Consider the following 22,262-nt stretch of genomic DNA (forward strand, 5'->3'; position numbering starts at 1 on the left):
CAGCGAAAGTTTGCCCATGCCGTCCACCGTCGACCTCGCCGCCCATCCGCTGACCGCATGGCAAGGGCCGCTCGGCCTGCCCGATTTCACGCGCATCGGCGACGGCGATTTTTCTCCGGTCTTCGACGCGGCCCTGAAGGCGCATGAGGCCGAGATCGAGGCGATTGCCGGCAACACCGGGACGCCGATCATCGAAAACACGCTTGCCTCGCTCGAGCTTGCCGGCGAGGCGCTCGACCATGTCTCCTCGATCTTCTGGTGCCGCGCCGGCGCCCACACCAACGAAGCGATCCAGGCGCTGGAGCGCGACATCTCGCCAAAGATGTCGCGGCACTTCTCGGCGATTTCAATGAATGAGCGACTGTTTGCCCGCATCGACGATCTCTATCAGCGCCGCGAGGCTTTGAAGCTCGATGCCGAAACGCTGCGGGTGCTGGAAAAGACCTGGAAAAACTTCGTCCGCTCCGGCGCCAGGCTCGACGCCGAAGGCAAGAAGCGGCTGGCCTCGATCAACGAGGAATTGTCGTCGCTCGGCACCAATTTCGGCCAGAACGTGCTTGCCGATGAGCGCGACTGGGCGTTGTTCCTCGACGAGGCCGACCTTGCCGGCCTGCCGGAATTCCTGAAAAGCTCAATGGCGGAAGCCGCCGAGATGCGCGGCCAGAAGGGCCGCTACGCCGTCACTCTGTCGCGTTCGATCTACGAGCCGTTCTCGACCTTCTCAGAGCGCCGCGACCTGCGCGAGACAGCGTTCCGCGCCTTCATCATGCGTGGTCAGAATGGCGGCGCTACCGACAACACGGAAGTGGTGCGCGACATGCTGCGCCTGCGCGCCGAGAAGGCGAAGCTGCTCGGCTATGCTTCCTACGCCGCATTGAAGCTCGACGATACCATGGCCAAGACGCCGAAGGCGGTGCACGCGCTGCTCGATCCGGTCTGGGAAAAGGCGGTGGAAAAGGCCGCAAGCGACCAGGCCGAATTGCAGCGGCTGGCGGCCGAGGCCGGCAGCAACGAGAAATTCGCTGCCTGGGACTGGCGCTTCTATCAGGAGAAGCTGCGCGCAGAGAAATTCGCCTTCGACGAGGCCGAGCTGAAGCCGTACCTGCAGCTCGACCGCATCATCGACGCCTGTTTCGACGTGGCAACACGATTGTTCGGCATTTTTTTCGAGGAAAAGAAGGGCATTGCCACGTGGCACCCGGACGCTCGGGTTTTCGTGGTGAAGAATGCCGACGGCAGCGAGCGCGGCCTGTTCCTCGCCGATTATTTCGCGCGACCCTCGAAGCGCTCCGGCGCCTGGATGAGCGCGCTGAAATCCGGCTACAAGCTTGGTCCTGGCTCCAAGCCGGTCATTTACAACATCATGAATTTCGCCAAGCCGCCGGCCGGCGAGGCCGCCTTGCTGTCGGTCGATGAGGCCAAGACCCTGTTCCACGAATTCGGTCATGCCCTGCACGGCATGCTGACCGACGTCGCCTGGCCGTCGGTCGCGGGCACCTCGGTCAGCCGCGATTTCGTCGAGCTGCCCTCGCAGCTCTACGAGCACTGGCTGACGGTGCCGGCGGTGCTGGAAAAACATGCGCTGCACGTCAAGACCGGCAAGCCGATACCGAAGGCGCTGGTCGAGAAGATGCTGGCGGCGCGCACCTTCGGCGCCGGTTTCGCCACGGTCGAGTTCACCGCCTCGGCGTTGGTCGACATGGCCTATCACGCACACCCGGATGCGCCGGACCAGCCGCTTCGTTTCGAAGCCGAAACGCTCGAAAAGCTCAATATGCCCGACACCATCGCCATGCGTCACCGCACCCCGCATTTCGGCCATATCTTTGCCGGCGATGGCTATTCTGCCGGCTATTACTCCTACATGTGGTCGGAAGTGCTTGACGCCGATGCTTTCGCCGCCTTCGAGGAAACAGGCGATCCCTTCAACCCGGCGCTGGCCGAGCGGCTGCGCAAGAACATCTACGCCGCCGGCGGCTCGAAGGACCCCGAAGAACTTTACACCGCCTTCCGCGGCAAGATGCCTTCCCCGGAAGCGATGATGGCCAAGCGCGGACTGGTGTGATGCATGCCCGCTCTTGTCACCGTTCTCTTTCCATCCTGATTGATCTCGGCTGTCATGGCGGCGGGTTGCGCACCGCCTGATCCGGTTTCCGCCGATCCCGCTCGGCCCCGTTGGCCGGTCGCGTCGTTGAGGTGACTGCACTTAATGCGGTCTCCATCGTTCCGGCCGAAGGAGCCGCGTTCATGGCGGCACTACGGGCTGTGCGGGGTTAGGCAACGACAGCTTGCCCGCTATGCTGATCGGCCGCTGCCGCATCCGGACCGCGCCTTGCGACGACCGCTACGGAAATAAATCTCTCAGTCGCGAACGTCAGCCCCGCCAACGGAAGGCGGGGCTGGTAAGTTGATTGTCCCGGCAAGCTTTTTTGCCGGGGCGATTGGCCTAGGCAGGCACAAAGCCAAAATAGGCTTTGTAGGAAGCCCCCTCGCCGGAAATCAGGGGCGTTTCCACTTTGAACCCAATCCCGCTGAAGGTGGTATTGTTCGTGCGTGCCGCGAGCAACACCATCTGCTTTGCGGAGATGGTCACTGTCGCGCTCCCGATCCTGTCATCGCCCCAATCGAAGAGATCGCTGATGGCGCCGCCGATCGATGGCATCAAGGATCCCAGGGCGGGGCCGGCTATCGCGGCAATGATAGGTCCTGCCACCGGAATGAGGCCCAAAGCCAGCGTGCCCGCCGTATGGACGCCCATGACGATCTTCTGCACCTCGTCCTTGTATTTGTTGGGGTCGCCAAAATCGTTTTCCATCAGCACCGTGCCGATATTGATGCCGTAGGGCTTGCCTCGATAGATTTCCATAAGGTCGGGTCTCGTATCTCCGGCATCGACGTCGCCATAGACCTGGCTGCGCCTGGTGTCGGCGATCTGCGGCGTTGTCACGCTGACGATGACATAGGGTTCGTCCGCACTCGATCCCTGATCCCAGTCGGTTTCGCCGAAGCAATGGAGGCCGGTATAGTGGACGACGACATCTCGAAGGTCGATCGCGCCGGTGTCGGGCCACCAGTATATGCCACCGTTTTCAAACAGATTGGCACGGCCACCATCGGCAAATTCGGTCTCGTCGGTCGTGGGATAGCCCAGATATGACTGTTCCCAGCCCAGGCTCTCCCACTTCTTGCGGATGTCACCGTACACCACGTTGGCTCCTGTGTTCGGTGTCCAGTAGATCGAGCCGGCATTGGCAAAATGGTTGTAGCGCCCGACGCCGTCGGGAGTTCCGGTTTCGTCGGTGACCGGATAGCCGAGAACCGAGCGCTCCCAGCCCATTGCTGCCCATTTGCCGCGAATTGCCCCCCAAATCGCTTGAGCACCGGTATTCGGTGTCCAGTAGATCGAAGCGGTATTGTTGTTGAAGTGATTGTATCGGCCGACGCCGTCGGGAGTTCCGCTTTCGTCGGTGCAGGGAATGCCCCACGCGAGACCGCCAAGCGCAATCCACTTCCTGTAGATTTCGCCATGGATCTCAAAGGCGTCGTGCATGGCATCGTTGTAACAAATGCATGAGCCGTTCTTGAGATACCAGGCTTTTCCAGTGTCCTTCCTGTCGATCTCAGCGAAGCCGGCGCCTCCAAGGGAGTTGTACTTTTGCTGTATGACAGCTTCGGGCGAGAGGAGCGACCAAGGCCCGATCCTGAGCTGGTCGGAAAGTCTTGTGGCTCCAGCGCGGATGGTGCCGGCACGCACTCTCGAAGTTGCTCTGGCAGTATACGGCATGACCTTTTCCTTCCTGTGAGTGTTGGTATCGGGGGCTTCAGGCCTCCGGCGATCGGTTTTGATCGACGGGCCGAGGTTCCCAGACCGCGACTTACGGACGGCTTACGGAGTTCCGAGCTGCGCCAGAGCAATTCCAGGAAAAGTGTGGAACGGTTTTCCGTCCGGAATTGCGCAAAAATAAAGAGATAGAGCGGTTCGGCGTTTCCGTGAAACGATGAACCGGTCTAGAGAAACGGGCGCACGAGCGAACGCAGCAAAGGCGAGGGCTCGTCATCGCCGGTCGAAGCGAGCGCGCGTTCATAGCGCCGGTAATCCTCGATGGCGCCGGCATGGTCGTTCCTGGAGAGGCTCTCCTGGATGAGCGTGCCATGGAGTTTGGCCGATTCCGGGTAGAAATCGAGCGCACGCCGGCACGCCTGGCGTGCCCGATCCGCGTTGCCTTGGCTCTGCCAGTGTTTGGCGATCCGCACGGCAAGCTCCACAAACCCATCCCGCACCCGGTCGGCCGCGGCATTCGACCAGGCGGGCATCGGGGCATTCGAGAAAAGCGGGCCGACAAAGCCTTCCAGCAGCATCTCCTGCTCCTCGATTGCGCAGTCTCTTTGGCCCGACAGAACGGGTTTCAGCCGGTCTTCCCAATCCTGCAGATCGATCCAGACCTTGTCGGCAGCGAGCCGCAAACGGCCTTCTCTCAGCGTTACGAGTTCGCCTTGCCCGAGCAATTTGCGCAGACGATGCAGCGCCTGCTCCAAGGCCGCTTTGGCCTGGTCGCCGTCGAGGTCGGGCCAGAGCCAATCCTGCAGGGTTTCCACCGAACAGACCTGGTCCCTCGACAGGCAGATAATGCGCAATATGTCGAGCGCGCGGGTAGGTTTGGCACCGGGCGCGACCTCGGCACCATCGATTTCGAGGCGGAAGCCTCCCATCAAGTGGATCCTGAGCGGCCAAGGCCACTGGGCGGGTCGGCCAGCGGGCGGGACCAGATATCGCGCCCGAACGACGCGGCGGCAGAGATCGATGTCGATCTTTCGCTCCAGCGCATCGGCGACCAGATCGGCCAATAGGTCCGGCAGGTTGAGCAGGATTGCGGAGGGGTTGACCTGGCGCAACGCCTCCATGAATTCAGCCAGACGAGTGCCATAGGACGCGCCGCCGTTCCACTTCTGCTCCAGGGCCTGAGCGGCCAGAATGTTGAGTTCGACGCGCTGGCGAGGGCCGCCGCTCAGCCTTTCGACGATCTCCTGGAGTAGCGCAATGGCCTCCGCTGGACGCCGATCGGCCAGCAGGACCTGGTATTTGGTGACGTAATGCGGCCAGCGTTCGATCATCGGCTCATTCGCCCGCTCGATCGCATCCATGAAGGCATCGCAGTCGAGATAAGCCTTGACGAAGTCGCCGTTGCGCGTGTGCATCGCCGCGTGGCAGTCGGCGACTACAGCGACCTGGGTTGTGAACCTGCTGTCCGCGATCTCGCCCAGCCGGGAGACAAGCGCATTGAATTCCGAGAACCTGTTGTGAAGCTTCATCAGCAATTGAAGCTGATAGAGGGCGCTGAACTCGACGCCCCGTAAGGCGTGCTGCTCGCCTATCGCCGTTGCGCGTCGCAACGCATCCTCGGCCGAGGCATAGACAAAACCGCGCCGCGAATAGGGGAAGTAACGGCCGCTGGCCGAGCCAAAGGACACCAGCCACATGCCGAGCACCAGCGGCGGGATATCCGGATTTTCGAGATCGGCGGCAACGCTGTCCACGGCATTGGCAAAAATGTCGCGCTGCCCCGACGAGGTCGCGTAGTCGATGAGCGCTTCGCTTGCCAGCAGGCGCAACTCGACCGAATCCTCGATCGGCAGATGTGTCAGGCGCTGCTGGATATCATTCACGAGGCGCTTCGCGTCATGGGCGTCGAATTCGCCAGGTTCGGCGAAATCGACGGCCCGCAGGATGCCGAGCCTGACCATCATGAGTTCCTCCGGATCCAACTCCGGCAATCCCCTGGCAAGAACCTGTGAGGCTCGGCGCGTCCAATCCGCCAGCCCCTCATGCGTACGCCAGCTGGCGGTCTTGACTACGACCGCCCGCGCGACCGTCAGGCATTGGCCGCGCATGTCGGTGTTCTCGAATGCTTGCCATGCCTTGGAGAAGTGCGGTTCGGCCTTCGCATCGTCCGATGCGAAGGCGACGCCCAGCCAATAATGGACCCACCCGTCCATCTGGTCGGGGGGCAGCCTGTTGCACCATTCGACGAAGCTGGCCCTGCGCCCTTGCGAGAGAACGCCGTTAGCGCACTCCAGAATGAGCTGGCGTGCCAGCGGCCAGGCGCCCGCCTGCAACGCCAGCACGATTGCCGCGTCGGTTTTGTCTGCCTCGTGCAGGACCTTTGCTGCCTGCTCGCGCAGCCTGGAACGGTCCGCTTCCGTCACGCGCCGGTCCAGTAGGCCGGCAAGGTATTCGCGCAACAAGTCATGCAGCTGGAAGGCGGCGCCGCCCGGACCGTCGCGCGTGATCAGCAGCTGGCGATGCTGCAGCCGCACCAGCAGGCGAGCAGCCTGCGGCGAGCCCAGGAACGCATCGGCAAGCTCCGTGCTGATCTCCGGCAGAACGTTGAGCCTGATAAGCAGATCCTGGTCCTCCGGCGCGATGTCGCGCAGGAAATAACGTCCGACAATCTCCCGAAGGCCGGCGCCTCCGGCAAGGCCGGACTGCGAGAGCGGGTAGTACATTCCGGCGTTGGCCAGCAGGAGAAGGCCCACCGCCCAGCCGCGCGCCTCCGAAATGTCGCCGACCTCGGACGGCGATTGCGAGCGGGCGGTGACGAGGTTGCGAGCCTCCGCAGGCGAAAACTCCAGCAGCGTTTGGTTGAGGACCGGCAACTGTCCCGACAGCACGAGGTCGGCGACATCGCCCTCGGGCAGCATCCGCGATGTGCAGATGCAGCGGACGGTGTTGGGGCGTTCGCGCAACAGGATCGCCAGCGTCCGGCGAAAGCCTGGCGCATCGGCACGATGCAGATCGTCGAGGACCAGGATCGTGCCGGGATCAAGCCGCGAGAAATAGGTGCGGAAGAACAGCCGCGCGAAATCGTCGGAATTGTCGGCATATTCCGGACCAAACACCGGCATGCCGGCATGCATGCCGTCGAGCGACAGCGTCAGATAGTGGAAAAGGCGCGCAACGTCCTGGTCCTCGGTGTCGACCCGATACCAGTTGTACGCCGATTCGCCTTGCTTCAGCCCGCCGTGTTCCAGAAAGTCGATCACCGCGGTGGTCTTGCCGTATCCACCAGGCGCAGCCAGCCAGCATGCACCACTGTCGAGGGCCTGCGAAAGCAGCGCCACTACGCGCGGACGGCTGACAATTCCCACTGGCCGGGGTGCCGAGAGCTTTGCTATCTCGCGCGGCGCGTCCCGGAACGATTTATCCATTGTGAGGACTCCCGCAGCGCAGTCGCCTCGCGAAAACAGGCAATCGGTTCGCCCGCAACAACAAATCGCCGGCCGGCGTTGTGCTCGCCTGACGTGCCGTGCTCGCCGGCAAGGTCGCGGCTATCCCTTGTGCGACATGATATGCGAAACCCCGACACTCACGTCGGCGGTGTGTCTTGCCATTACTGCGTTCATTCGCATTGCAATCGTCGCATAGCCGTTTCGTTCGTGGTCGGTAACTTCCGAGGGCTTGAAGAGCCAAGGAAGGGGTGCAACCTGCGCGTCCGCGAAATTGGCCGGCAGGTTCGATGGCAACGCTTTTTTCCCTAAAGGCAGCTCTAGCCCAAGGTCGCTAAATTCGTCCTCGAGACTGGCGTGCAGATGAGAAAGCACCACATAGATCGCCAGCTTTGATCTAGTCCTTTCTGTGTTGTTTTGATTGTACTCTTGAAGAACGTCATCGAACGATGGCGATACGTCGCTTTCCGCAGCGGTAGCTCGTGTTGCAACAGCACCGGCCAGGGCAGTCGCTGCCATTCCTGTAAGACCTACAAAATCACGCCTTGTCGTGCTGGTCATGGTGAATTCCCCTCGGTTTTGAAGACGGACCAAGTCTGGCAAGGACGAGGCGCAGTGGCAATAGGCCGCATACGCTACTGGTGTAGAGGGTCTTTACGTCGCCGATGTGAATCCACCCGGCAACGATAGTGCCAAGCCGGCAGAGGCCCGCGATGCATTCGGTTGCTTCAGCTGAGGATAGCCATGGACTCCAAGCGGGTCTACGGCATGCAACCAGGCAAGGGATTCTAAAAATCCGCTGGTGGAGCTGAGGAGGATCGAACTCCTGACCTCGTCATTGCGAACGACGCGCTCTCCCAGCTGAGCTACAGCCCCGTCCAGCGGATGGGGCTTTTATCGGCCGCTGCGGTTTCCTGTCAAGGCTGCGCTTGCTGCCGAAATGCCGTTCGGCCGTTCGTGCGCCCTCGCCCATGCGGCGGAAGACGGCTCTTGCCGCTTTCACCTACAGTGGCTACATGTCGGCAGCAATCGGAGACCGGCATGATCGCCCTCATTCAGACCATTGTCATGGCGCTTGACCTTTACTGGTGGATCATCATCGCCTCGGCGATATTTTCCTGGCTCTACGCCTTCAACGTCGTCAACTCTCGCAACCAGTTCGTCGACACCATCAGCAACATGCTCTATCGGCTGACCGAGCCGGCGCTTCGGCCGATCCGCCGCTTCATGCCCGACCTCGGCGGCATCGACATCTCGCCGATCATCCTGCTGCTGATCCTGTTCTTCATCCGGCAGTTCCTGCTCACCACCGTGCTTTCGCTGGTCGTCTGAGCCCAGGGCGTCCATGAGTGCGCCGTTCCGGACGCGCGCCGACGGCATCGACCTGTTCGTCCGGCTGACGCCGAAAGCGGCGATGGACAGGCTGGAGGGCATCGAAACATCGGTGGATGGGCGAAGCTATCTAAAAGCCCGCGTCCGCGCCGTGCCGGAAAACGGAGCCGCCAATCGAGCGCTGGAAAGGCTGGTCGCCAAGGCGCTTGGCGTGCCGGCATCGGCCGTCTCGATCGCCGCCGGCGGCACAGCTCGGCTGAAGACGCTGCGCGTGCTTGGCGATCCCGCGGCGCTGGCGAAACGCATCGATACGCTGGGCACCCCTGCGCCATGATCTCGGCTCGCTCACTTACCCCGCAAAAAAAGGCCGGGCTGCAAAGCCCGGCCAGATGTGAAGGTCGAAAACCTTCAGAGGGGAACGCGCCGGACGAATGGGAGGAAACATCCGACGCCAATTGCATATGGGTTGGCGTCGGCGACGTTTCAATGAGGTCGGAGGAAAGCTCAATGACCACTACTCGAGTTCTATTCTTCGATGTTCTGGGAACCGTCGTTGACTGGCGCAGCGGTATCGCAAGGGAGGCCGGCGCCTTCCTCGCGCGAAATGGTGTACAGCAGGTCGATCCCGGTGAATTCGCCGATGCGTGGGCGTCGCGCTACGACGCCTCGACCGAGGCGGTGCGGACGGGGCACCGGCCTTTCGTTTCACTTGACGTGATCAACAGGGAGAATCTGGACGCCACCCTCGTCCAGTTCGGGCTGGCCCCATCCGAGCTGCCGACCGCCGAACTTGAGGAACTCAACCTCGCCTGGCACCGGCTGGAGCCGTGGCCCGATTCGCTGAAAGGCCTTGCGAGGCTAAAGGAACGCTTCATCATCGTGCCCTTGTCAGGGGCCAATACCCGGCTGTTGCTGGATATGGCCAAGCGCGCCGGCCTGCCTTGGGACACCGTCCTTGGCTCGGATGTGTTCGGCACCTACAAGCCTGCGCCGCAGGCTTATCTCCGCGCAGTGGAGATCCTGGTGGTGCGACCTTCGGAGGCCGTGTTAGTCGCCGCGCATAATGACGACCTGGCCGCGGCACGAAAATGCGGCATCGGAACCGCCTTTGTTGCTCGGCCAAAAGAGCATGGCCCGGCGCAGACGACCGACCTCTCGCCTCTTGAGAGCTGGGACTTCCTGGCCGACGACCTTGTCCATCTCGCCCAAGTCCTCCCGTAGGCAGAGGCCAGCAACCTAAGCGATGTCGTCGCGAATGCAGGCCTTCAGATGGCCCTCGGCCGTCGCCCTCAGTGGCGGTACAGCCCCGGCGCAAGCCTCCAGCGCGAACGGGCAACGGGTCCGGAAAACGCAGCCCGACGGCGGGTTTGCCGGGCTTGGAATATCGCCCTTGAGCACTTGTCGGTCTTGCCTGGCCAGCGGATCGAGCGACGGAATGGCCGACAGCAGCGCGCGCGTGTAGGGATGCTGCGGCCGGGTATAAAGCTCGGCCGCCGGCGCAACCTCCATGATGCGCCCGAGATAGAGCACGATGACCGTGTCGCAGATGTACTCGACGACAGCCAGATCGTGCGAAATGAACAGCATAGTCAGGCCGAGCCGGAGCTGCAGGTCGCGCAACAAATTGATGATTTGCGCCTGAATCGAGACGTCGAGTGCCGAGACCGGCTCGTCGGCGACGATGAATTCCGGCTCGAGCGTCAGCGCCCGCGCGATGCCGATGCGCTGGCGCTGGCCACCCGAGAATTCATGGGCGTAGCGCTCATAGGCATCGACCGGCAACTCGACCGCAGCAAGTGCCTTCTCTGCCCTCGCCCGCCGCTCGGATTTCTTGCCAATGGCTTGAATGTCCAGGCCTTCGGTGAGGATCTGCCCTATCGTCATGCGCGGCGACAGGCTGGCGAAGGGGTCCTGGAAAATATACTGCATCTTGCGGCGCTGGCGGCGCAACTGGGCGGCACTCAGCCTCGTGATATCGGTGCCGTCATAGTTGATTTGGCCGGATGTCGGCTCGATCAGACGCAGCACCGAGCGGCCGATCGTGGTCTTGCCGGACCCGGATTCGCCAACCAGGCCGACCACTTGGCCGCGCCTGATATCGAAGGAAATATCCTCCAGCGCCCTAACGACGGGTCCGCGCGAGAATGCAGTCGGCGAAAAATGCTTGGTCAGGTTTTTGACCGAGAGGAAGGGAACGTCGGCCATCAGAGCTCCTCCCAACGCAGGCAGCGGCTTTGCTGGGTCGGCGTCGCCGCAAACAATGGCGGCACCGCGGCACGGCAGGCGGCGATGGCCATCGGGCAACGCGGCGCGAAAGAACAGCCCTTGGGCAGCAAGGCGAGCGAGGGAACATTGCCGGCAATGGTCGGCAGCGGCGTCCCCGCCACCTTCAGTGACGTGGCCTCACCGAGCCGCGGCACCGAGCGCATCAACCCTGCCGTATAGGGATGACGCGGACGGGTGAACACTTCGCTCACCGGACCTGTTTCGACGATACGCCCGGCATACATCACCGCTACCCGGTCGGCGATTTCGGCGACCACGCCGAGATTGTGGGTGACGAACAGGATACCCATGCCGCGCTGCGCCTGCAGCTCGGCCAAAAGAGCGAGAATCTGGGCCTGGATCGTGACGTCCAATGCCGTTGTCGGCTCGTCGGCGATCAGCAAGCCCGGATCGCAGGACAGGGCCATGGCGATGGTAGCGCGCTGGCGCATCCCGCCTGACAGCTCGTGCGGATACTGCCGCGCCCGCCGCTTCGGATCGGGAATGCCGACCTGTTCCAGCAGCCGCACCGCGTCTGCTTCTGCCTCGCGGTGCGATTTGCCGAGATGGATGCGGATCGGTTCGGCGATCTGCTCGCCGATCGTGTAGACCGGGTTGAGGCTGGTCATCGGCTCCTGGAACACCATGCCGATCTCGTTGCCGCGTATCTTGCGCAGCGACTCGCCATCGAGGCTGGTCAGCTCGGTGACCGTGCCGTTCTTGCGCCGCAGCGCGATCGATCCCTCGGCAATATGTCCGACCCTTTTCGGCAACAGGCCGATGATCGACAGGCTGGTGACGGACTTGCCGGATCCGGATTCGCCGACGAGCGCCACCGTCTCGCCGGAGCCGATCGTCAGGTCGACATCCCTTACCGCCGCGATGTCGCGCCCCGCGATGCGGAACACCGCGCGCAGGCCGGAAATCGAGAGGATCGGCGCGACACTCAGCGGAGCAGCCCCACGTCGCGAAGGATCATGTCGACCTTCGCGGTTTCCTCCTCGTTCAGGCTGCGTTGCGGCCGCGCCATGGTGTTCGAGGCGATGATGCCGAGGCTCTTCATCGCCGCCTTGAAGGCGCCGACGCCGGCCGAGCCGGCGCTGGTCCTGCCGAGCGAGATCCAGACGATCTCGAACAGTTTCAACAACCGCTCCTGCTCCAGGCGGGCTTCGGCATGCTGGCCCGCCTGCATCAGCTTCCACAGCCTGACATAGCCGTGCGGATCGACATTGGCGAGCCCCGGCACGACGCCGTGCGCACCCATGGCCAGCACGCTGTCGACCAGGATCTCGGAGCCGGTCATGCCGAAGAAGCCGGGGTCGTCGGCCATGTCCTTGAGCACGTAACGCAGATTGCCGTCGTCGCCGCTGGAATCCTTGATGCCCGCGATGGCGCCTTCCCTGGCGAGGCCGACCGTGGTCTTGCGCTCCAGCTTGATGTGAACGCAGACCGGGATATCGTAGGCGATGACCGGAATGTCGATCGCATCCTTGATATAGCGGAAGTGGTCGCCGATCTCTGGCTGGCTGGTGCGGGTATAAAACGGCGCGGTGACGACGATGGCGTCGGCGCCGGCCGATCTGGCGATCCGGGCGTGGTTGATGACGCGGTCGGTAGTCGGGTCGATGACCCCAGCGAAGATCGGAACCCGGCCGTTATTGACCTTGACCGCGTGCTCGAGGATGGCCCTGCGGCCCGCCTCGTCGTGGAAGACCACCTCGCTGGTCGAGCCGAGCACAAACAGCCCGTGAACACCACCGTCGAGCAGGTTCTCGATAGTGCGGGTGAACGACGGGAAGTCGATGCTGAAATCGGCATTGAGCGGGGTGACGACAGGTGGCACGACGCCGGTAAACAGGGGCATTTTGATGAACCTTTGAGGTCAGTTGAGATCGGAGCGAGGGTCGAATGCGTCGCGCAAGCCGTCGCCGATGAAATTGATGGCGAGCACGGTGAGCACCAGTGCGGCGCCCGGGAACATCCATTGCCAGGGGTAATTTTCAAGCACGACGGTGGAGCGGGCGAGATTGAGCATGTTGCCCCAGCTGGCTTCGGGCGGTGCGATGCCGAGGCCGAGGAAGGACAGGCCGGCCTCGAGCAGGATGGCGTTGGCGATCTGCAAGGTGGCGTAGACGACCAGGATATCGATGCAATTGGGCAGGCCGTGCCGGAACAGCAGATGCGGCAGCCCTGCCCCCATGCCGCGGGCGGCGACGACAAAGTCGCGCTCGCGCAGTTCGAGCAGCCGGGCACGCACCATGCGCGACAGCACCGGCCAGGAGAGCAGCGAGATCACCAGGATGGTCGGGGCGATGCCGGTGCCGGCGATCGAAGCCAGCACCAGCAGGAAGATCACCGGCGGCAGCGTCATCGCCAGGTCGACCAGGCGCATCACCGTGCCGTCGACGAGGCGCCCGCCAAAGCTGGCGACGGCGCCGATCAGGAAGCCGATGACGGTCGATATGGTGACCGAGCAGACGGCGACCAGCAATGAGATCCGCCCGCCTTGCAGCAACCGGGCCATGACGTCGCGCCCGACGCCGTCGCTGCCCAGCCAATGAATGGCCGACGGCGCCTTGTTCATTGCTCGGAGGTCGATGGTGTTAGGACCGAACGGCCACCACAAAGGATAGGTCGAAACAGCCAGCAGGATCGGGATGACGATCAAAAGCCCGGCACGCGCCGCGCGGTTTTCAAAAAAGCGGTCGAGCGCGCGGCGAAGCGGGCCTTTGGTTTGCGGCACGGCTGTCGGGTCAACTGTAGGATCCGGCGCCGTGATTGCCATCATGCCACCTGAATGCGCGGGTCGACGACGGCATAGACGACGTCGGTCAAGAGGTTGACCAGGATGACGCAAACGCCGATCACCAGGGTAGCGCCCATGATCACCGGGTAATCGCGGGTGCCGACGGCGTTGACCAGAAGCAGTCCCATGCCCGGCCAGTTGAACACGCTTTCCAGGAAGATGGCGCCGCCGATGGCGATGCCGACAGTCGAGCCGATCAAGGTAATGACCGGCAAGAGCGCATTGCGGGTCGCGTGCTTGATGATCACCCAGAACTCGCGCACGCCCTTGGCACGCGCCGTCCGCACGTAATCCTGGTTGAGCACTTCCAGCAGCGAGGCGCGCATGTAACGCATGATCAGCGCGGCATGGCCGACGGACAGCAGGCAGGCGGGCAGGACGAGGTGCGCAAGCACATCCGTCGCCGAGAACGGCGCACCCGCGGTCTGCATGCCGCCGGACGGCGCCCAGCGCAGCAGCACCGAGAAGAAATAGAGACCGAGCAGCGCTGTCAGAAAAGCCGGGCTGGAGATACCGATAAACGACAGCACCGACAGCGCGATGTCGGATGGTTCGTTACGGCGCACCGCGCTGAAAATGCCGGCGGAAATGCCGAGCACGATGGCGATCGCCAGGCCCGTACCCATCAGCAGCGCCGTCGGGCCGATGCGTTCCATGACCAGTGGCAGCACGGCAACGCCGCTGCGCTGGATCGAATAGCCGAAGTCACCGCTCAGCGCCGCGCGCAGCCAGGCGAGATATTGCACGGGAAGCGGCCGATCGAGCCCGAGCCGTTCGCGCAGGCCCTCGAGGTCGGAAGCCGACATGGGGACCGATGGGTTGATATAGGCGTCGATCGGATCGCCCGGCGCCAGCCGCAACAGGATGAAGATGAGGACGCTGAGCGCGACCAGCATCAGCAATCCTGTGGCGCTGCGGCGGGCGATGAAGCTCAACATGGGCTTTCCGTGGCGGTGGCAGGCGGCGCCAAAGTGGTCCCGCCTGCTCGCTTGGTTGCGGGTTTCTTACTGGATGTCCCAGCGCTCGGGGTGAGCTGCGTAGGGGCCGCCGCCCGGCGCCGGCGTCCAGACGAAGTCATGCAGCTTGTTGGAGGCTACGCCATAGCGGTTGGCCACCCACAACGTCGCCCAGGGTAGCTCCTTGTTCATGACCTTGCAGACCCCCTGCCAGGATTGATCGAGCTTGGCCGGATCGGTTTGGCCTAGCGCGGCGTCCAATGCGGTGCTCAGATCGTCGAACTCGATGCGCATGGTGTTGAAGCCTGCCGGCGGGATCTGCGACTTGTTGAGGCCGGGATTGAGGCTGGCCGGGTTGGGGCCGTTCTGCAGGCCGGCATAGACCATCGGAAAGGCGTTCCAGTCCGGCGTGCCTTGCTTGTAGACGATGCCGTTGTAGGTCGGCGTATCGACGACCCGCGGCACCACATTGATGCCGACCTCGGCCAGCATCGACTGGACAGCGGCCATCACATTGGCCGCTTGCGGCGAGCCATAATAGGTCAGCAAGGTGATCGGCTTGTCGCCGTTGATCTTGTCCCAGCCGGCCTCGCTCAGCAGCGCCTTGGCCTTTGCCGGATCGTAGGCATAGGGTTCGAGGCCTGCGGGAACGAGATGCGGCGCGACATAGCCGCAATTGGCTGGCTCGGCGGCACCGCCGTAGAGGCTGTCGATGATGGCGTTGCGATCGATCGCGTACATGATCGCCTGGCGGACACGGATATCCCTAAACAGGTCGACCTTCTGGTTCAGGCCGATATAGTTGACCACGTACGAGGCACCTTCGATCACCTTGAAATTGCTGTCGCTCTTGAACGATGCCGCATCGTCGGGCTCGACATAAGTGAACTGGATTTCGCCGGCACGGAGCGCGGCAACGGCCGCCGCCGGCGACTCGAAATAGCGGTTGATGAGCACGTCTATCTTCGGCTTGCCGCCGCGATAATCGTCATCGGCTGCCAGTTCGACATATTGGTCGGTCACGTAGCGCTTGAACTTGAACGGGCCGGTGCCGACCGGAGTGGTCGACCACCAGGTGCTTGTCGCCAGCGATTCCGGCGGCAGAGCGGCCAGGGCATGCTCCGGCAGGATCATCAGCTGCGAGAGGATGGATAGAAACGAGCCGTTCGGTTTCGATAGCTTCACCACTGCGGTGTGGTCATCCGGGGCATCGACCGAGGCGATGTTGGCGAGGCGGGCGGCAAACAGGCTGCCGGAGGCCTTGTTCTTGGCAAGCTCGAGGGTGAACTTAACGTCCTTCGAGGTGAACGGTTTGCCGTCATGCCAGGTCTCGTTGACCAGGTTGAACGTATAGCTCAGCTGGTCGTCGCTGATCTTGTAGTCCTTGGCGAGGTCGCCTTCGATATCGGCCAGCCCGGCATTGTAGATGACCAGCGGTTCAAAATAGGTGCTGAGCCAGGTGTAGCCGCCGGTCGCCACCAGCGGGTTGAAGTTCTTGGGAAAACCGCCGGGGCCGACGTCGAAGCCGCCCGCAATGGTCTTGGCGCTTTGTGCCTGGACACTGGTCAATGGGGCAATGCTGGCGAGCAGCAGCCCGACGACTGAGAATGCGATGGTCCTGATACGCATGGTTTCCTCCCTTGGCATAGTCAGGTTGTTCTTCAGCTTGTTCGGTTTTTTGCGATAACCTGCTGGATCCCCCGGTAATGGTCGTCGAGCCGCCGACGCGCCTGGTCGACATCCTTGGCGGCGACAGCCTCGACGATCTCGTGATGGTCGCGCCATGTCGCCAGCGGCGTCGGATTATCGAGATTGGTGAAATTCGAGGCCTTGTTGAACGCCGTCCAGAAGATGTCGATCAGCGCGCTCAGCATGTGATTGTTCTGGCAGCGGAACAGCAGCTGATGGAATTGCTGGTCCTCTTCGGCGAAGCTCTCATGGCGCTCGGCACGTTGCCGCATGCGCTCGGTCAACTGGCGCAGCTCCTCGATGTCCTCGGCACTGATCATCTCGATCGTCTTGGCGATGAGGCCGGTTTCCAGCACGCGACGGATTTCGCGCAGCTCTTCGACATCGCGCAGCGAATCCTGCAAACCGTAGGCCAAGTTATCCAGCAGCGGCTTGAACGAGAACTCCTTGACGAACACGCCGATGCCGCGTCGCGTCTCCAGGATGCCGATCGATTCCAGCGCCTTGATGGCTTCCCGCACGGAGTTGCGGCCGACGCCGAGCCGCTGCGCCAGGAACGTCTCCGGCGGCAGGGGATCGCCTGCCTTGAGCTGGTTGCTTTCGATATAGGCCCTGAGGCTTTCCTGCACGGTGACGTGAAGCAGCGGCGGTCTGCTCAACGGTTCGATCGACTTCAGTTCCGCCATCCCACTGCTTTCATCATCCGCTGAAGCTTGCCCGCCGCTTGTCGTATAGCCACTTGTAGGATATCCTGCAAGCCCATAACAAACCTGCTGCCTCCGAATGAAGATTGCCCTCGCCGGCTCGAGCCACTGGCACGCCGAAATACACCTCGACGCCGCACGCTTTTACGGCACGGAGATCGCCGGTATCTGGGACGAGGATCCTGGCCAAGCGCAAGCGTTCGCCGCGCACCACGACCTGCCGTTTATCGAAGATTTCAAGGAGATACTCTCCAGCCCGCCGGATGTGATCCTGTTGATGGGGCACCCTTCGATGGTGCCGGCGCGGGCACGTGCGATCATCGCGGCAAGGATACCGCTGATCCTGGAGAAGCCGGCGGCCAGCCATACGAGGGAACTGATGGCGCTGCGCGACCTTGCCAGGCAGTACCAGGGTTTTGTCGCTGTTCCCCTGCCCAACCGTTTCGGGCCGGCCGTTGCCGGCCTTGAACGGCTGCGCCGGCAAGGTCGCGCCGGCCCCGTGGCGCATTGCCAGTTCCGGCTGGTCAACGGCCCGCCGCAACGCTACATCGCCGACGGTGTCGCCTGGGTGCTCGACCCGGCGGTTGGTGGCGGGGGTGCGTTGAGGAATCTCGGCATACACGGCGTCGACGCGGCACTCAGCCTCGCAACCGGCAAGCTCGGACTGAAAAGCGTTTCGATCGCGAACCGCATCCATCCCGGCCCGGTCGAGGATCACGCACTTCTGGTGCTGGAAGACGAGGCCGGCGCGCTGTTCATCGTCGAGGCCGGTTACACCTTTGCTTCGATGCGCCCCGGCGGTGACTTCGAGTGGCGCATCGTCAGTGCCAATGCCACCCTCATCGATCATGGCGACCATGTTATCTGCGCAACGCTCGACGACGCGGCAATCGTCGACTTGCCGGTCGAACTGCCGGCAACGCGCTATCGTCTGTTCATGCGCGATACGCTTGACCGGCTGGCCAGAAAGGCGCCTCCGCCGGTGTCCATCGAAGATTATGTTGCGGCGATGTCGCTGATCGACGCCGCTTATCAAAAGGCAGGACCATGATTGGAATAGGAATTATCGGCGCCGGCGATTTCGGCGCAGCCCATGCGCGGGCAATCCGTGAGATTGGCGGCATTCGCCTCGTCGCCGCATCTCGAGGAAATGCCGACGCACTGCAGCAATTCACCGCTGAACATGGCGGCCGCGGCTACGCGGACTGGCGAAGGCTGCTGGACGACAAGGAGGTCGATGCGGTCCTCATTGCCAGCCCGCACCATCTCCATGCCGAAATGGCCATCGGCGCGGCAAAGGCCGGCAAGCATATCCTGCTCGAAAAACCGATGGCGCCGACGGTGGCTGCCTGCGATGCGATCAACGCCGCCGTGGCCAAGGGTGGCGTCAAGCTGATGGTCGCCCACCTCATGCATTTCGCCCTGCCCTGCATGGCGGCCAGCCAAATTCTGGAGGAAGGCGAGCTCGGCCGGCCGCTCGCCGGATCGAGCTGGATCATCAAGCTGTGGATGGAGCACAATCGCCGCGACTGGCATCTGCGTAAGGCGACCGGCGGCGGCATGCTGTTGACGGCCGGCATCCACGCGGTCGATCGCCTGGTCTGGCTGATGGATGACGATGTCGTGTCGGTAAGCGGCATGCTCGGCGCCAAGTTCCATGACCAGGAAGCAGACGACAGCGCTCTGCTCGGATTGCGCTTCGCCGGCGGCGGCATCGGCCAGGTGCAGAGCGTCGGCTATCGCACCGGCGCCACCACCTATGCCATGGACCTTATCTGCGAGCGGGGAACGCTGCGCATCGACATGGACCGCGGCACCATGCTTGGCCGCGAGACGGTCTGGACCGAGCTGCCCGGTTCCTTTGAGCCGAACTGGATGCATAACGCGCTGGTGCGCGAATGGGGCGCAATGCGCGATGCCATTGCCGATGACACGCCGGTGCCGGTCGACGGCATCTATGCGCGCAAGATCATCGCCATTATCGAGGCTGCCTTCGCGTCGAACGAAACCCGCCGCGAACACGAGATCGCCGGTGGACGCTGACCTCGACGACCATCTGGCCCGCTTGCCCGCACACGCACCGCGCGGCATCTGGGGCGCGGTGATGCTGGCCATCGACGATCGCGGAGCGATCGACTGGCAGGCGACGGAAGAGACGATCGCCCGGCTCTGCGCCTCAGGCGTCGACGGCGTCTATTCCAATGGCACGGCCTGCGAATTCCATTGCCAGACCGAGCCCGAATTCGACCGGCTTTGTGAGTTGGTCGCAACCATAGCCGGCCGCGCGCGCCTTCCTTTCCAGATCGGCATCAGCCAGTCCAATCCGCGCGTCGCGCTGGAGCGACTGACGCGGGTCGCCGGACTTCGCCCGGCGGCGGTGCAGTTCACGCTGCCCGACTGGTGGCCGCCCAGCGACGACGAGGTCATGCGCTTTGCCGGCGGCCTGTGCGACGCCGCGCCTGAAACGCCGCTGGTGCTCTACAATCCGCCGCACGCCAAGCGCCACCTGACGCTCGACGGCATCGCCAGTCTGCGTGCGGCCGTGCCATCGCTGGTCGGCGCCAAGCTGCCGGGCGGCGACGCCGGCTGGTATGCCGACATGCGCCGCAAACTGGACGGATTTTCCGTCTTCGTCCCCGGCCACACGCTGGCAACAGGCTATGCTGGAGGGGCCCATGGCAGCTATTCCAACGTTGCCTGCCTCAACCCGAAGGGCGCGATGATGTGGTGGCAGATAATCCGCACCGACATGGCCGCCGCCGCCGGGGTCGAGGCCCGCATACAGGCCTTCCTCGCCGCACATGTCCTACCGTTTCGCACCCGTTACAATGTCGGTGATGCAGCACTCGATAAGGCGATGGCGGCGGCCGGCGGCTGGGCGCCGCTCGGCCCACGACTGCTCTGGCCCTACAGCTCCGTTCCCGATCAGGAAATACCGACGCTGGCCAGGGCGGCTCACGCGGCTTTCCCGGAATGGTGGTAGACCCGTCACCAAGGCGCGGGATGACGGAGGCGCTTCAGCAGCCGGCGCGTGCTCCCTGTGTCGCGCGTGACGCAAACGCCCCCGGCTGAGGGACATCGGCCTCGCGCCGTGCCAGCGAATTGCGCAGCAGTGCGATCGCCTCGCGGCCGGCGGTCGCAATCTCGCGTGGCCTGTCGATGCCGACGATCATGAACTCATTGATCCCCAAAGCGGCGTAGGAAAGCAGCGAAAGCGCGACCTGCGCCGGCGGCCCAGCAAGTTCGAGCGCCTTCTGGCAGGAAGCGGCCGGTTTGTCTTCCGAACGGATTCGGACGGGAAGCGCGAAACGCAGCTTGCCGGCCCGGCCGTGTTCGGCAGCAGCGCCGCGTACGCGCTCCATTGACTGGCGGATTTCTGCAAGCGAGCCAGGCGCCAGTTCGAACACGTCCGCATGCCTGCCCGCGACCCTGAGCGCAGTGCCCGACTGCCCGCCCATGCGGATGGTCACATCGGCACCATGCGGCCCCTTGCGCGGCACATAGCCGCCTTTGATGCTGTAAAAGGTGCCTTCATGGTCGAACGGCCTGTCGTTCGACCACAACCGCTTCAGCAGCACCAGATATTCATCGATGCGTTGCCAGACCACCGTATGGCCGGCCGGACGTGCCTCGGCATCGTCGTCGCTCAGCGGCTCGCTGAGCATCCTGAGCGACAGCCGGCCGCCGCTTCTCGCGTCGAGGGCAGCGAGCTGCCGCGCCGCCACGGTTGGTTCGATCACGCCTGCCCAATGCGTGAGCACGACCTCCAGGGACGAGGTCCGGTCCAGCGTCTGGGCGGCAAGGTCCATATTGGTCAGCAGCCCGGCCTGGTCGTCGATGACGATCTTCCGGAATCCGGCATCCTCGATCAGTGACAGCTTCGTCGCGGTCTCGACAAAGTCGTAGAAAAAGCTGGCGTCGGCAGCGTGGATCTTACCGGGAACATGCGTGAACTCGATTGGCATTGCCATCTCCTCCATCACGTTGGAATCAGGGCGCGCAAAAGCGCACCGGCATTCGGTTCATCAACTCCGGAATTTCTGCAAACGGCAGGCCGCTATCCCGAGGAAGCCTCGATGATCAGAGCCTTGACAATCAGGGGATCAGCCCCAGTACCACTGCCCCGGTGAATACAAACGCAAGGGCAAAGACGAGATAGGCGAAAGCGCCGGCATAGGCCGGCCGCCACACCTGGTCGGAACCCAGCCTTTGGCCTTTGCGGGCAGTCTGAGCGTTCTGGCTATAGGACATATCGACCTCCGTCTCGGCGCTTAATCTATAAAATCAGTAGACTTTGTCGAGTGCTATTTTCGCGCGATCCTTAGAACAATTTTCTCCAAATGATAGACACATTAGTGCTTTTACTGCTTAGCGCTGCCTTTTGCGGCATGCCGGGGTGACGGCAGGAAACGTCAGGTCCATGTGTCTGTGGCTCCTTGGCCATCCAATGGATGAGGGATAGCATCGCTTCAGCGGAAAGCCGCGACGTCACGGCAAGGCAGCAGGGAGCAAACCATGGGCACAAGACTGGCCGGCAAGGTCGCCATCATTTCGGGCGGCGCGACGGGAATGGGCGGTGCGGCCTCGGAGCTTTTCGCGGCCGAGGGCGCCAAGGTGGCGATCGTCGACCGCAACGGCGAAGCGGCGGCGGCCACCGCAGCGGCAATCAGGCAACGCGGCCATGTCGCCGAGCACTGGGTCGCCGACGTATCGGATGAGGCGCAGGTCGAAGCGGCGGTGAAGGGCGCGACGGAAAAATTCGGTCCGGTCACGGTTCTGTTCAACCACGCCGGCACCCTCGTCATCAAACCCTTCCTGGAGACCACGCTGCAGGAATGGGACTGGCTGCATGCCGTCAATGTGCGTTCGATGTTCCTGATGACGCGTGCCGTGCTGCCTGGCATGATCGCCGCCGGCGGCGGTTCCATCGTCTGCACCTCGTCGATCTCGGCGGTGGCGGCGACGCCGATGGAGGTGCTTTACGACACCACCAAGGGCGCCTGCCATATGTTCGCGCGTGCCATCGCCGTCGAGTTCCGCGACCGCAACATCCGCTGCAATGCGGTCTGTCCAGGCTTCATCAGGACACCGCATGGCCTGCGCGAGGTCGCCGATCTCGACAAACTCGGCGTCGATGTCTCCGACGCGGCAATGGCGGCGCAGCAAGGGCGGATCGGCGAGCCGGAAGAGGTCGCGAAGGCAGCCCTGTTCCTGGCCAGCGACGAGGCCAGCTTCGTCAACGGCGCCCATCTGTTCGTCGATAACGGCTTCACCGCGATGTGAAAG

General features: G+C 63.1%; 20 protein-coding genes and 1 tRNA gene. 8 read left to right on the plus strand and 13 right to left on the minus strand.

Annotation, left to right across the window (positions count from 1 at the left end; translation table 11 throughout):
• Positions 1–10 precede the first annotated feature (10 nt).
• On the plus strand, positions 11–2,065 hold the full coding sequence (locus tag NKI59_RS14395) for a M3 family metallopeptidase (RefSeq protein ID WP_352704904.1): 2,055 nt from the start codon (positions 11–13) through the stop codon (positions 2,063–2,065).
• Positions 2,066–2,446: 381 nt separating this feature from the next.
• Here NKI59_RS14395 and NKI59_RS14400 read toward each other — a convergent pair whose 3' ends face one another.
• The 4 genes from NKI59_RS14400 to NKI59_RS14415 form a co-directional block, all read right to left on the minus strand.
• Positions 2,447–3,784, minus strand: coding sequence for an LGFP repeat-containing protein (locus NKI59_RS14400; protein WP_352681853.1), 1,338 nt, complete (start codon positions 3,782–3,784; stop codon positions 2,447–2,449).
• A gap of 224 nt (positions 3,785–4,008) precedes the next feature.
• Positions 4,009–7,206 (minus strand): AfsR/SARP family transcriptional regulator, encoded by a 3,198-nt coding sequence (locus tag NKI59_RS14405; protein WP_352704906.1) that lies wholly within the window; start codon positions 7,204–7,206, stop codon positions 4,009–4,011.
• 120 nt (positions 7,207–7,326) lie between these two features.
• Positions 7,327–7,785: a hypothetical protein gene (locus NKI59_RS14410; protein ID WP_352704908.1), complete on the minus strand. Its 459-nt coding sequence runs from the start codon at positions 7,783–7,785 to the stop codon at positions 7,327–7,329.
• Between the two features lie 239 nt (positions 7,786–8,024).
• Positions 8,025–8,100: transfer RNA gene (locus NKI59_RS14415), tRNA-Ala, on the minus strand.
• 165 nt (positions 8,101–8,265) lie between these two features.
• Here NKI59_RS14415 and NKI59_RS14420 point away from each other — a divergent pair.
• From NKI59_RS14420 to NKI59_RS14430, 3 genes are read left to right on the plus strand one after another with little or no spacing between them, the layout of a single operon-like run.
• The gene (locus tag NKI59_RS14420; RefSeq protein WP_023678162.1) at positions 8,266–8,556 is read left to right on the plus strand and encodes a YggT family protein; all 291 of its coding nucleotides are present in this window, start codon (positions 8,266–8,268) and stop codon (positions 8,554–8,556) included.
• Between the two features lie 13 nt (positions 8,557–8,569).
• Entirely contained in the window at positions 8,570–8,890 is a 321-nt protein-coding gene (locus NKI59_RS14425; RefSeq protein WP_352704910.1) for a DUF167 family protein, read from the plus strand.
• A complete protein-coding gene (locus NKI59_RS14430; RefSeq protein ID WP_352704912.1) occupies positions 8,887–9,777 on the plus strand; it encodes a haloacid dehalogenase type II in 891 nt (296 codons plus the stop codon). The genes NKI59_RS14425 and NKI59_RS14430 overlap by 4 nt, the downstream gene beginning before the upstream one ends.
• Before the next feature lie 15 nt (positions 9,778–9,792).
• Here NKI59_RS14430 and NKI59_RS14435 read toward each other — a convergent pair whose 3' ends face one another.
• The 7 genes from NKI59_RS14435 to NKI59_RS14465 all read right to left on the minus strand — a co-directional run bounded on the left by NKI59_RS14435 (position 9,793) and on the right by NKI59_RS14465 (position 16,958).
• Complete coding sequence (locus NKI59_RS14435) at positions 9,793–10,761, minus strand: ABC transporter ATP-binding protein (protein WP_352704914.1); 969 nt, start codon at positions 10,759–10,761, stop codon at positions 9,793–9,795.
• The gene (locus NKI59_RS14440) at positions 10,761–11,771 is read right to left on the minus strand and encodes an ABC transporter ATP-binding protein (protein WP_352704996.1); all 1,011 of its coding nucleotides are present in this window, start codon (positions 11,769–11,771) and stop codon (positions 10,761–10,763) included. The genes NKI59_RS14435 and NKI59_RS14440 overlap by 1 nt, the downstream gene beginning before the upstream one ends.
• Positions 11,768–12,685, minus strand: coding sequence for a dihydrodipicolinate synthase family protein (locus NKI59_RS14445; protein ID WP_352704916.1), 918 nt, complete (start codon positions 12,683–12,685; stop codon positions 11,768–11,770). Before NKI59_RS14445 ends, NKI59_RS14440 begins: the two co-directional genes overlap by 4 nt.
• 18 nt (positions 12,686–12,703) lie before the next feature.
• Entirely contained in the window at positions 12,704–13,609 is a 906-nt protein-coding gene (locus NKI59_RS14450; RefSeq protein WP_502901061.1) for an ABC transporter permease, read from the minus strand.
• Positions 13,606–14,565: an ABC transporter permease gene (locus NKI59_RS14455; protein WP_023678169.1), complete on the minus strand. Its 960-nt coding sequence runs from the start codon at positions 14,563–14,565 to the stop codon at positions 13,606–13,608. The genes NKI59_RS14450 and NKI59_RS14455 overlap by 4 nt, the downstream gene beginning before the upstream one ends.
• A gap of 66 nt (positions 14,566–14,631) precedes the next feature.
• Positions 14,632–16,212: an ABC transporter substrate-binding protein gene (locus NKI59_RS14460; RefSeq protein ID WP_352704920.1), complete on the minus strand. Its 1,581-nt coding sequence runs from the start codon at positions 16,210–16,212 to the stop codon at positions 14,632–14,634.
• Between the two features lie 32 nt (positions 16,213–16,244).
• Entirely contained in the window at positions 16,245–16,958 is a 714-nt protein-coding gene (locus NKI59_RS14465) for a FadR/GntR family transcriptional regulator (protein ID WP_352704922.1), read from the minus strand.
• Positions 16,959–17,055: 97 nt separating this feature from the next.
• On the opposite strand from NKI59_RS14465, the gene NKI59_RS14470 reads away from it, so the two are divergent.
• Genes NKI59_RS14470 through NKI59_RS14480 form a run of 3 tightly spaced genes read left to right on the plus strand, consistent with a single transcriptional unit; the run spans position 17,056 to position 19,959 of the window.
• The gene (locus NKI59_RS14470; RefSeq protein WP_352704924.1) at positions 17,056–18,027 is read left to right on the plus strand and encodes a Gfo/Idh/MocA family protein; all 972 of its coding nucleotides are present in this window, start codon (positions 17,056–17,058) and stop codon (positions 18,025–18,027) included.
• Positions 18,024–19,019: a Gfo/Idh/MocA family protein gene (locus NKI59_RS14475; protein ID WP_352704926.1), complete on the plus strand. Its 996-nt coding sequence runs from the start codon at positions 18,024–18,026 to the stop codon at positions 19,017–19,019. Before NKI59_RS14470 ends, NKI59_RS14475 begins: the two co-directional genes overlap by 4 nt.
• A complete protein-coding gene (locus NKI59_RS14480) occupies positions 19,009–19,959 on the plus strand; it encodes a dihydrodipicolinate synthase family protein (RefSeq protein ID WP_352704928.1) in 951 nt (316 codons plus the stop codon). The genes NKI59_RS14475 and NKI59_RS14480 overlap by 11 nt, the downstream gene beginning before the upstream one ends.
• Before the next feature lie 34 nt (positions 19,960–19,993).
• On the opposite strand, the gene NKI59_RS14485 is transcribed toward NKI59_RS14480, so the two are convergent.
• Positions 19,994–20,941 carry an LLM class flavin-dependent oxidoreductase gene (locus NKI59_RS14485; RefSeq protein ID WP_352704930.1) on the minus strand — a complete coding sequence of 316 codons (948 nt, stop codon included), beginning with the start codon at positions 20,939–20,941 and terminating at the stop codon, positions 19,994–19,996.
• Between the two features lie 130 nt (positions 20,942–21,071).
• Positions 21,072–21,227: a hypothetical protein gene (locus NKI59_RS14490; RefSeq protein WP_023678176.1), complete on the minus strand. Its 156-nt coding sequence runs from the start codon at positions 21,225–21,227 to the stop codon at positions 21,072–21,074.
• A 264-nt stretch (positions 21,228–21,491) separates the two neighbouring features.
• Here NKI59_RS14490 and NKI59_RS14495 point away from each other — a divergent pair, with 264 nt between their 5' ends.
• Positions 21,492–22,259, plus strand: a complete 768-nt coding sequence (locus NKI59_RS14495) for an SDR family NAD(P)-dependent oxidoreductase (protein WP_352470743.1) — start codon at positions 21,492–21,494, stop codon at positions 22,257–22,259.
• The last annotated feature ends 3 nt before the right edge of the window (positions 22,260–22,262 follow it).

Origin of the sequence: Mesorhizobium sp. M0598 (assembly GCF_040320865.1) — a bacterium.
In the GTDB taxonomy this organism is placed as follows: Bacteria; Pseudomonadota; Alphaproteobacteria; order Rhizobiales; family Rhizobiaceae; genus Mesorhizobium.

Excerpts from the sequence above, each read along its gene's own strand:
- NKI59_RS14420 (WP_023678162.1), top strand. The coding sequence starts at position 8,266 with ATGATCGCCCTCATTCAGACCATTGTCATGGCGCTTGACCTTTACTGG.
- NKI59_RS14485 (WP_352704930.1), bottom strand. The coding sequence starts at position 20,941 with ATGCCAATCGAGTTCACGCATGTTCCCGGTAAGATCCACGCTGCCGAC.
- NKI59_RS14470 (WP_352704924.1), top strand. The coding sequence starts at position 17,056 with ATGAAGATTGCCCTCGCCGGCTCGAGCCACTGGCACGCCGAAATACAC.
- NKI59_RS14400 (WP_352681853.1), bottom strand. The coding sequence starts at position 3,784 with ATGCCGTATACTGCCAGAGCAACTTCGAGAGTGCGTGCCGGCACCATC.
- NKI59_RS14495 (WP_352470743.1), top strand. The coding sequence starts at position 21,492 with ATGGGCACAAGACTGGCCGGCAAGGTCGCCATCATTTCGGGCGGCGCG.
- NKI59_RS14405 (WP_352704906.1), bottom strand. The coding sequence starts at position 7,206 with ATGGATAAATCGTTCCGGGACGCGCCGCGCGAGATAGCAAAGCTCTCG.
- NKI59_RS14410 (WP_352704908.1), bottom strand. The coding sequence starts at position 7,785 with ATGACCAGCACGACAAGGCGTGATTTTGTAGGTCTTACAGGAATGGCA.
- NKI59_RS14475 (WP_352704926.1), top strand. The coding sequence starts at position 18,024 with ATGATTGGAATAGGAATTATCGGCGCCGGCGATTTCGGCGCAGCCCAT.
- NKI59_RS14445 (WP_352704916.1), bottom strand. The coding sequence starts at position 12,685 with ATGCCCCTGTTTACCGGCGTCGTGCCACCTGTCGTCACCCCGCTCAAT.
- NKI59_RS14490 (WP_023678176.1), bottom strand. The coding sequence starts at position 21,227 with ATGTCCTATAGCCAGAACGCTCAGACTGCCCGCAAAGGCCAAAGGCTG.
- NKI59_RS14465 (WP_352704922.1), bottom strand. The coding sequence starts at position 16,958 with ATGGCGGAACTGAAGTCGATCGAACCGTTGAGCAGACCGCCGCTGCTT.
- NKI59_RS14430 (WP_352704912.1), top strand. The coding sequence starts at position 8,887 with ATGATCTCGGCTCGCTCACTTACCCCGCAAAAAAAGGCCGGGCTGCAA.
- NKI59_RS14460 (WP_352704920.1), bottom strand. The coding sequence starts at position 16,212 with ATGCGTATCAGGACCATCGCATTCTCAGTCGTCGGGCTGCTGCTCGCC.
- NKI59_RS14455 (WP_023678169.1), bottom strand. The coding sequence starts at position 14,565 with ATGTTGAGCTTCATCGCCCGCCGCAGCGCCACAGGATTGCTGATGCTG.
- NKI59_RS14425 (WP_352704910.1), top strand. The coding sequence starts at position 8,570 with ATGAGTGCGCCGTTCCGGACGCGCGCCGACGGCATCGACCTGTTCGTC.
- NKI59_RS14450 (WP_502901061.1), bottom strand. The coding sequence starts at position 13,609 with ATGATGGCAATCACGGCGCCGGATCCTACAGTTGACCCGACAGCCGTG.
- NKI59_RS14435 (WP_352704914.1), bottom strand. The coding sequence starts at position 10,761 with ATGGCCGACGTTCCCTTCCTCTCGGTCAAAAACCTGACCAAGCATTTT.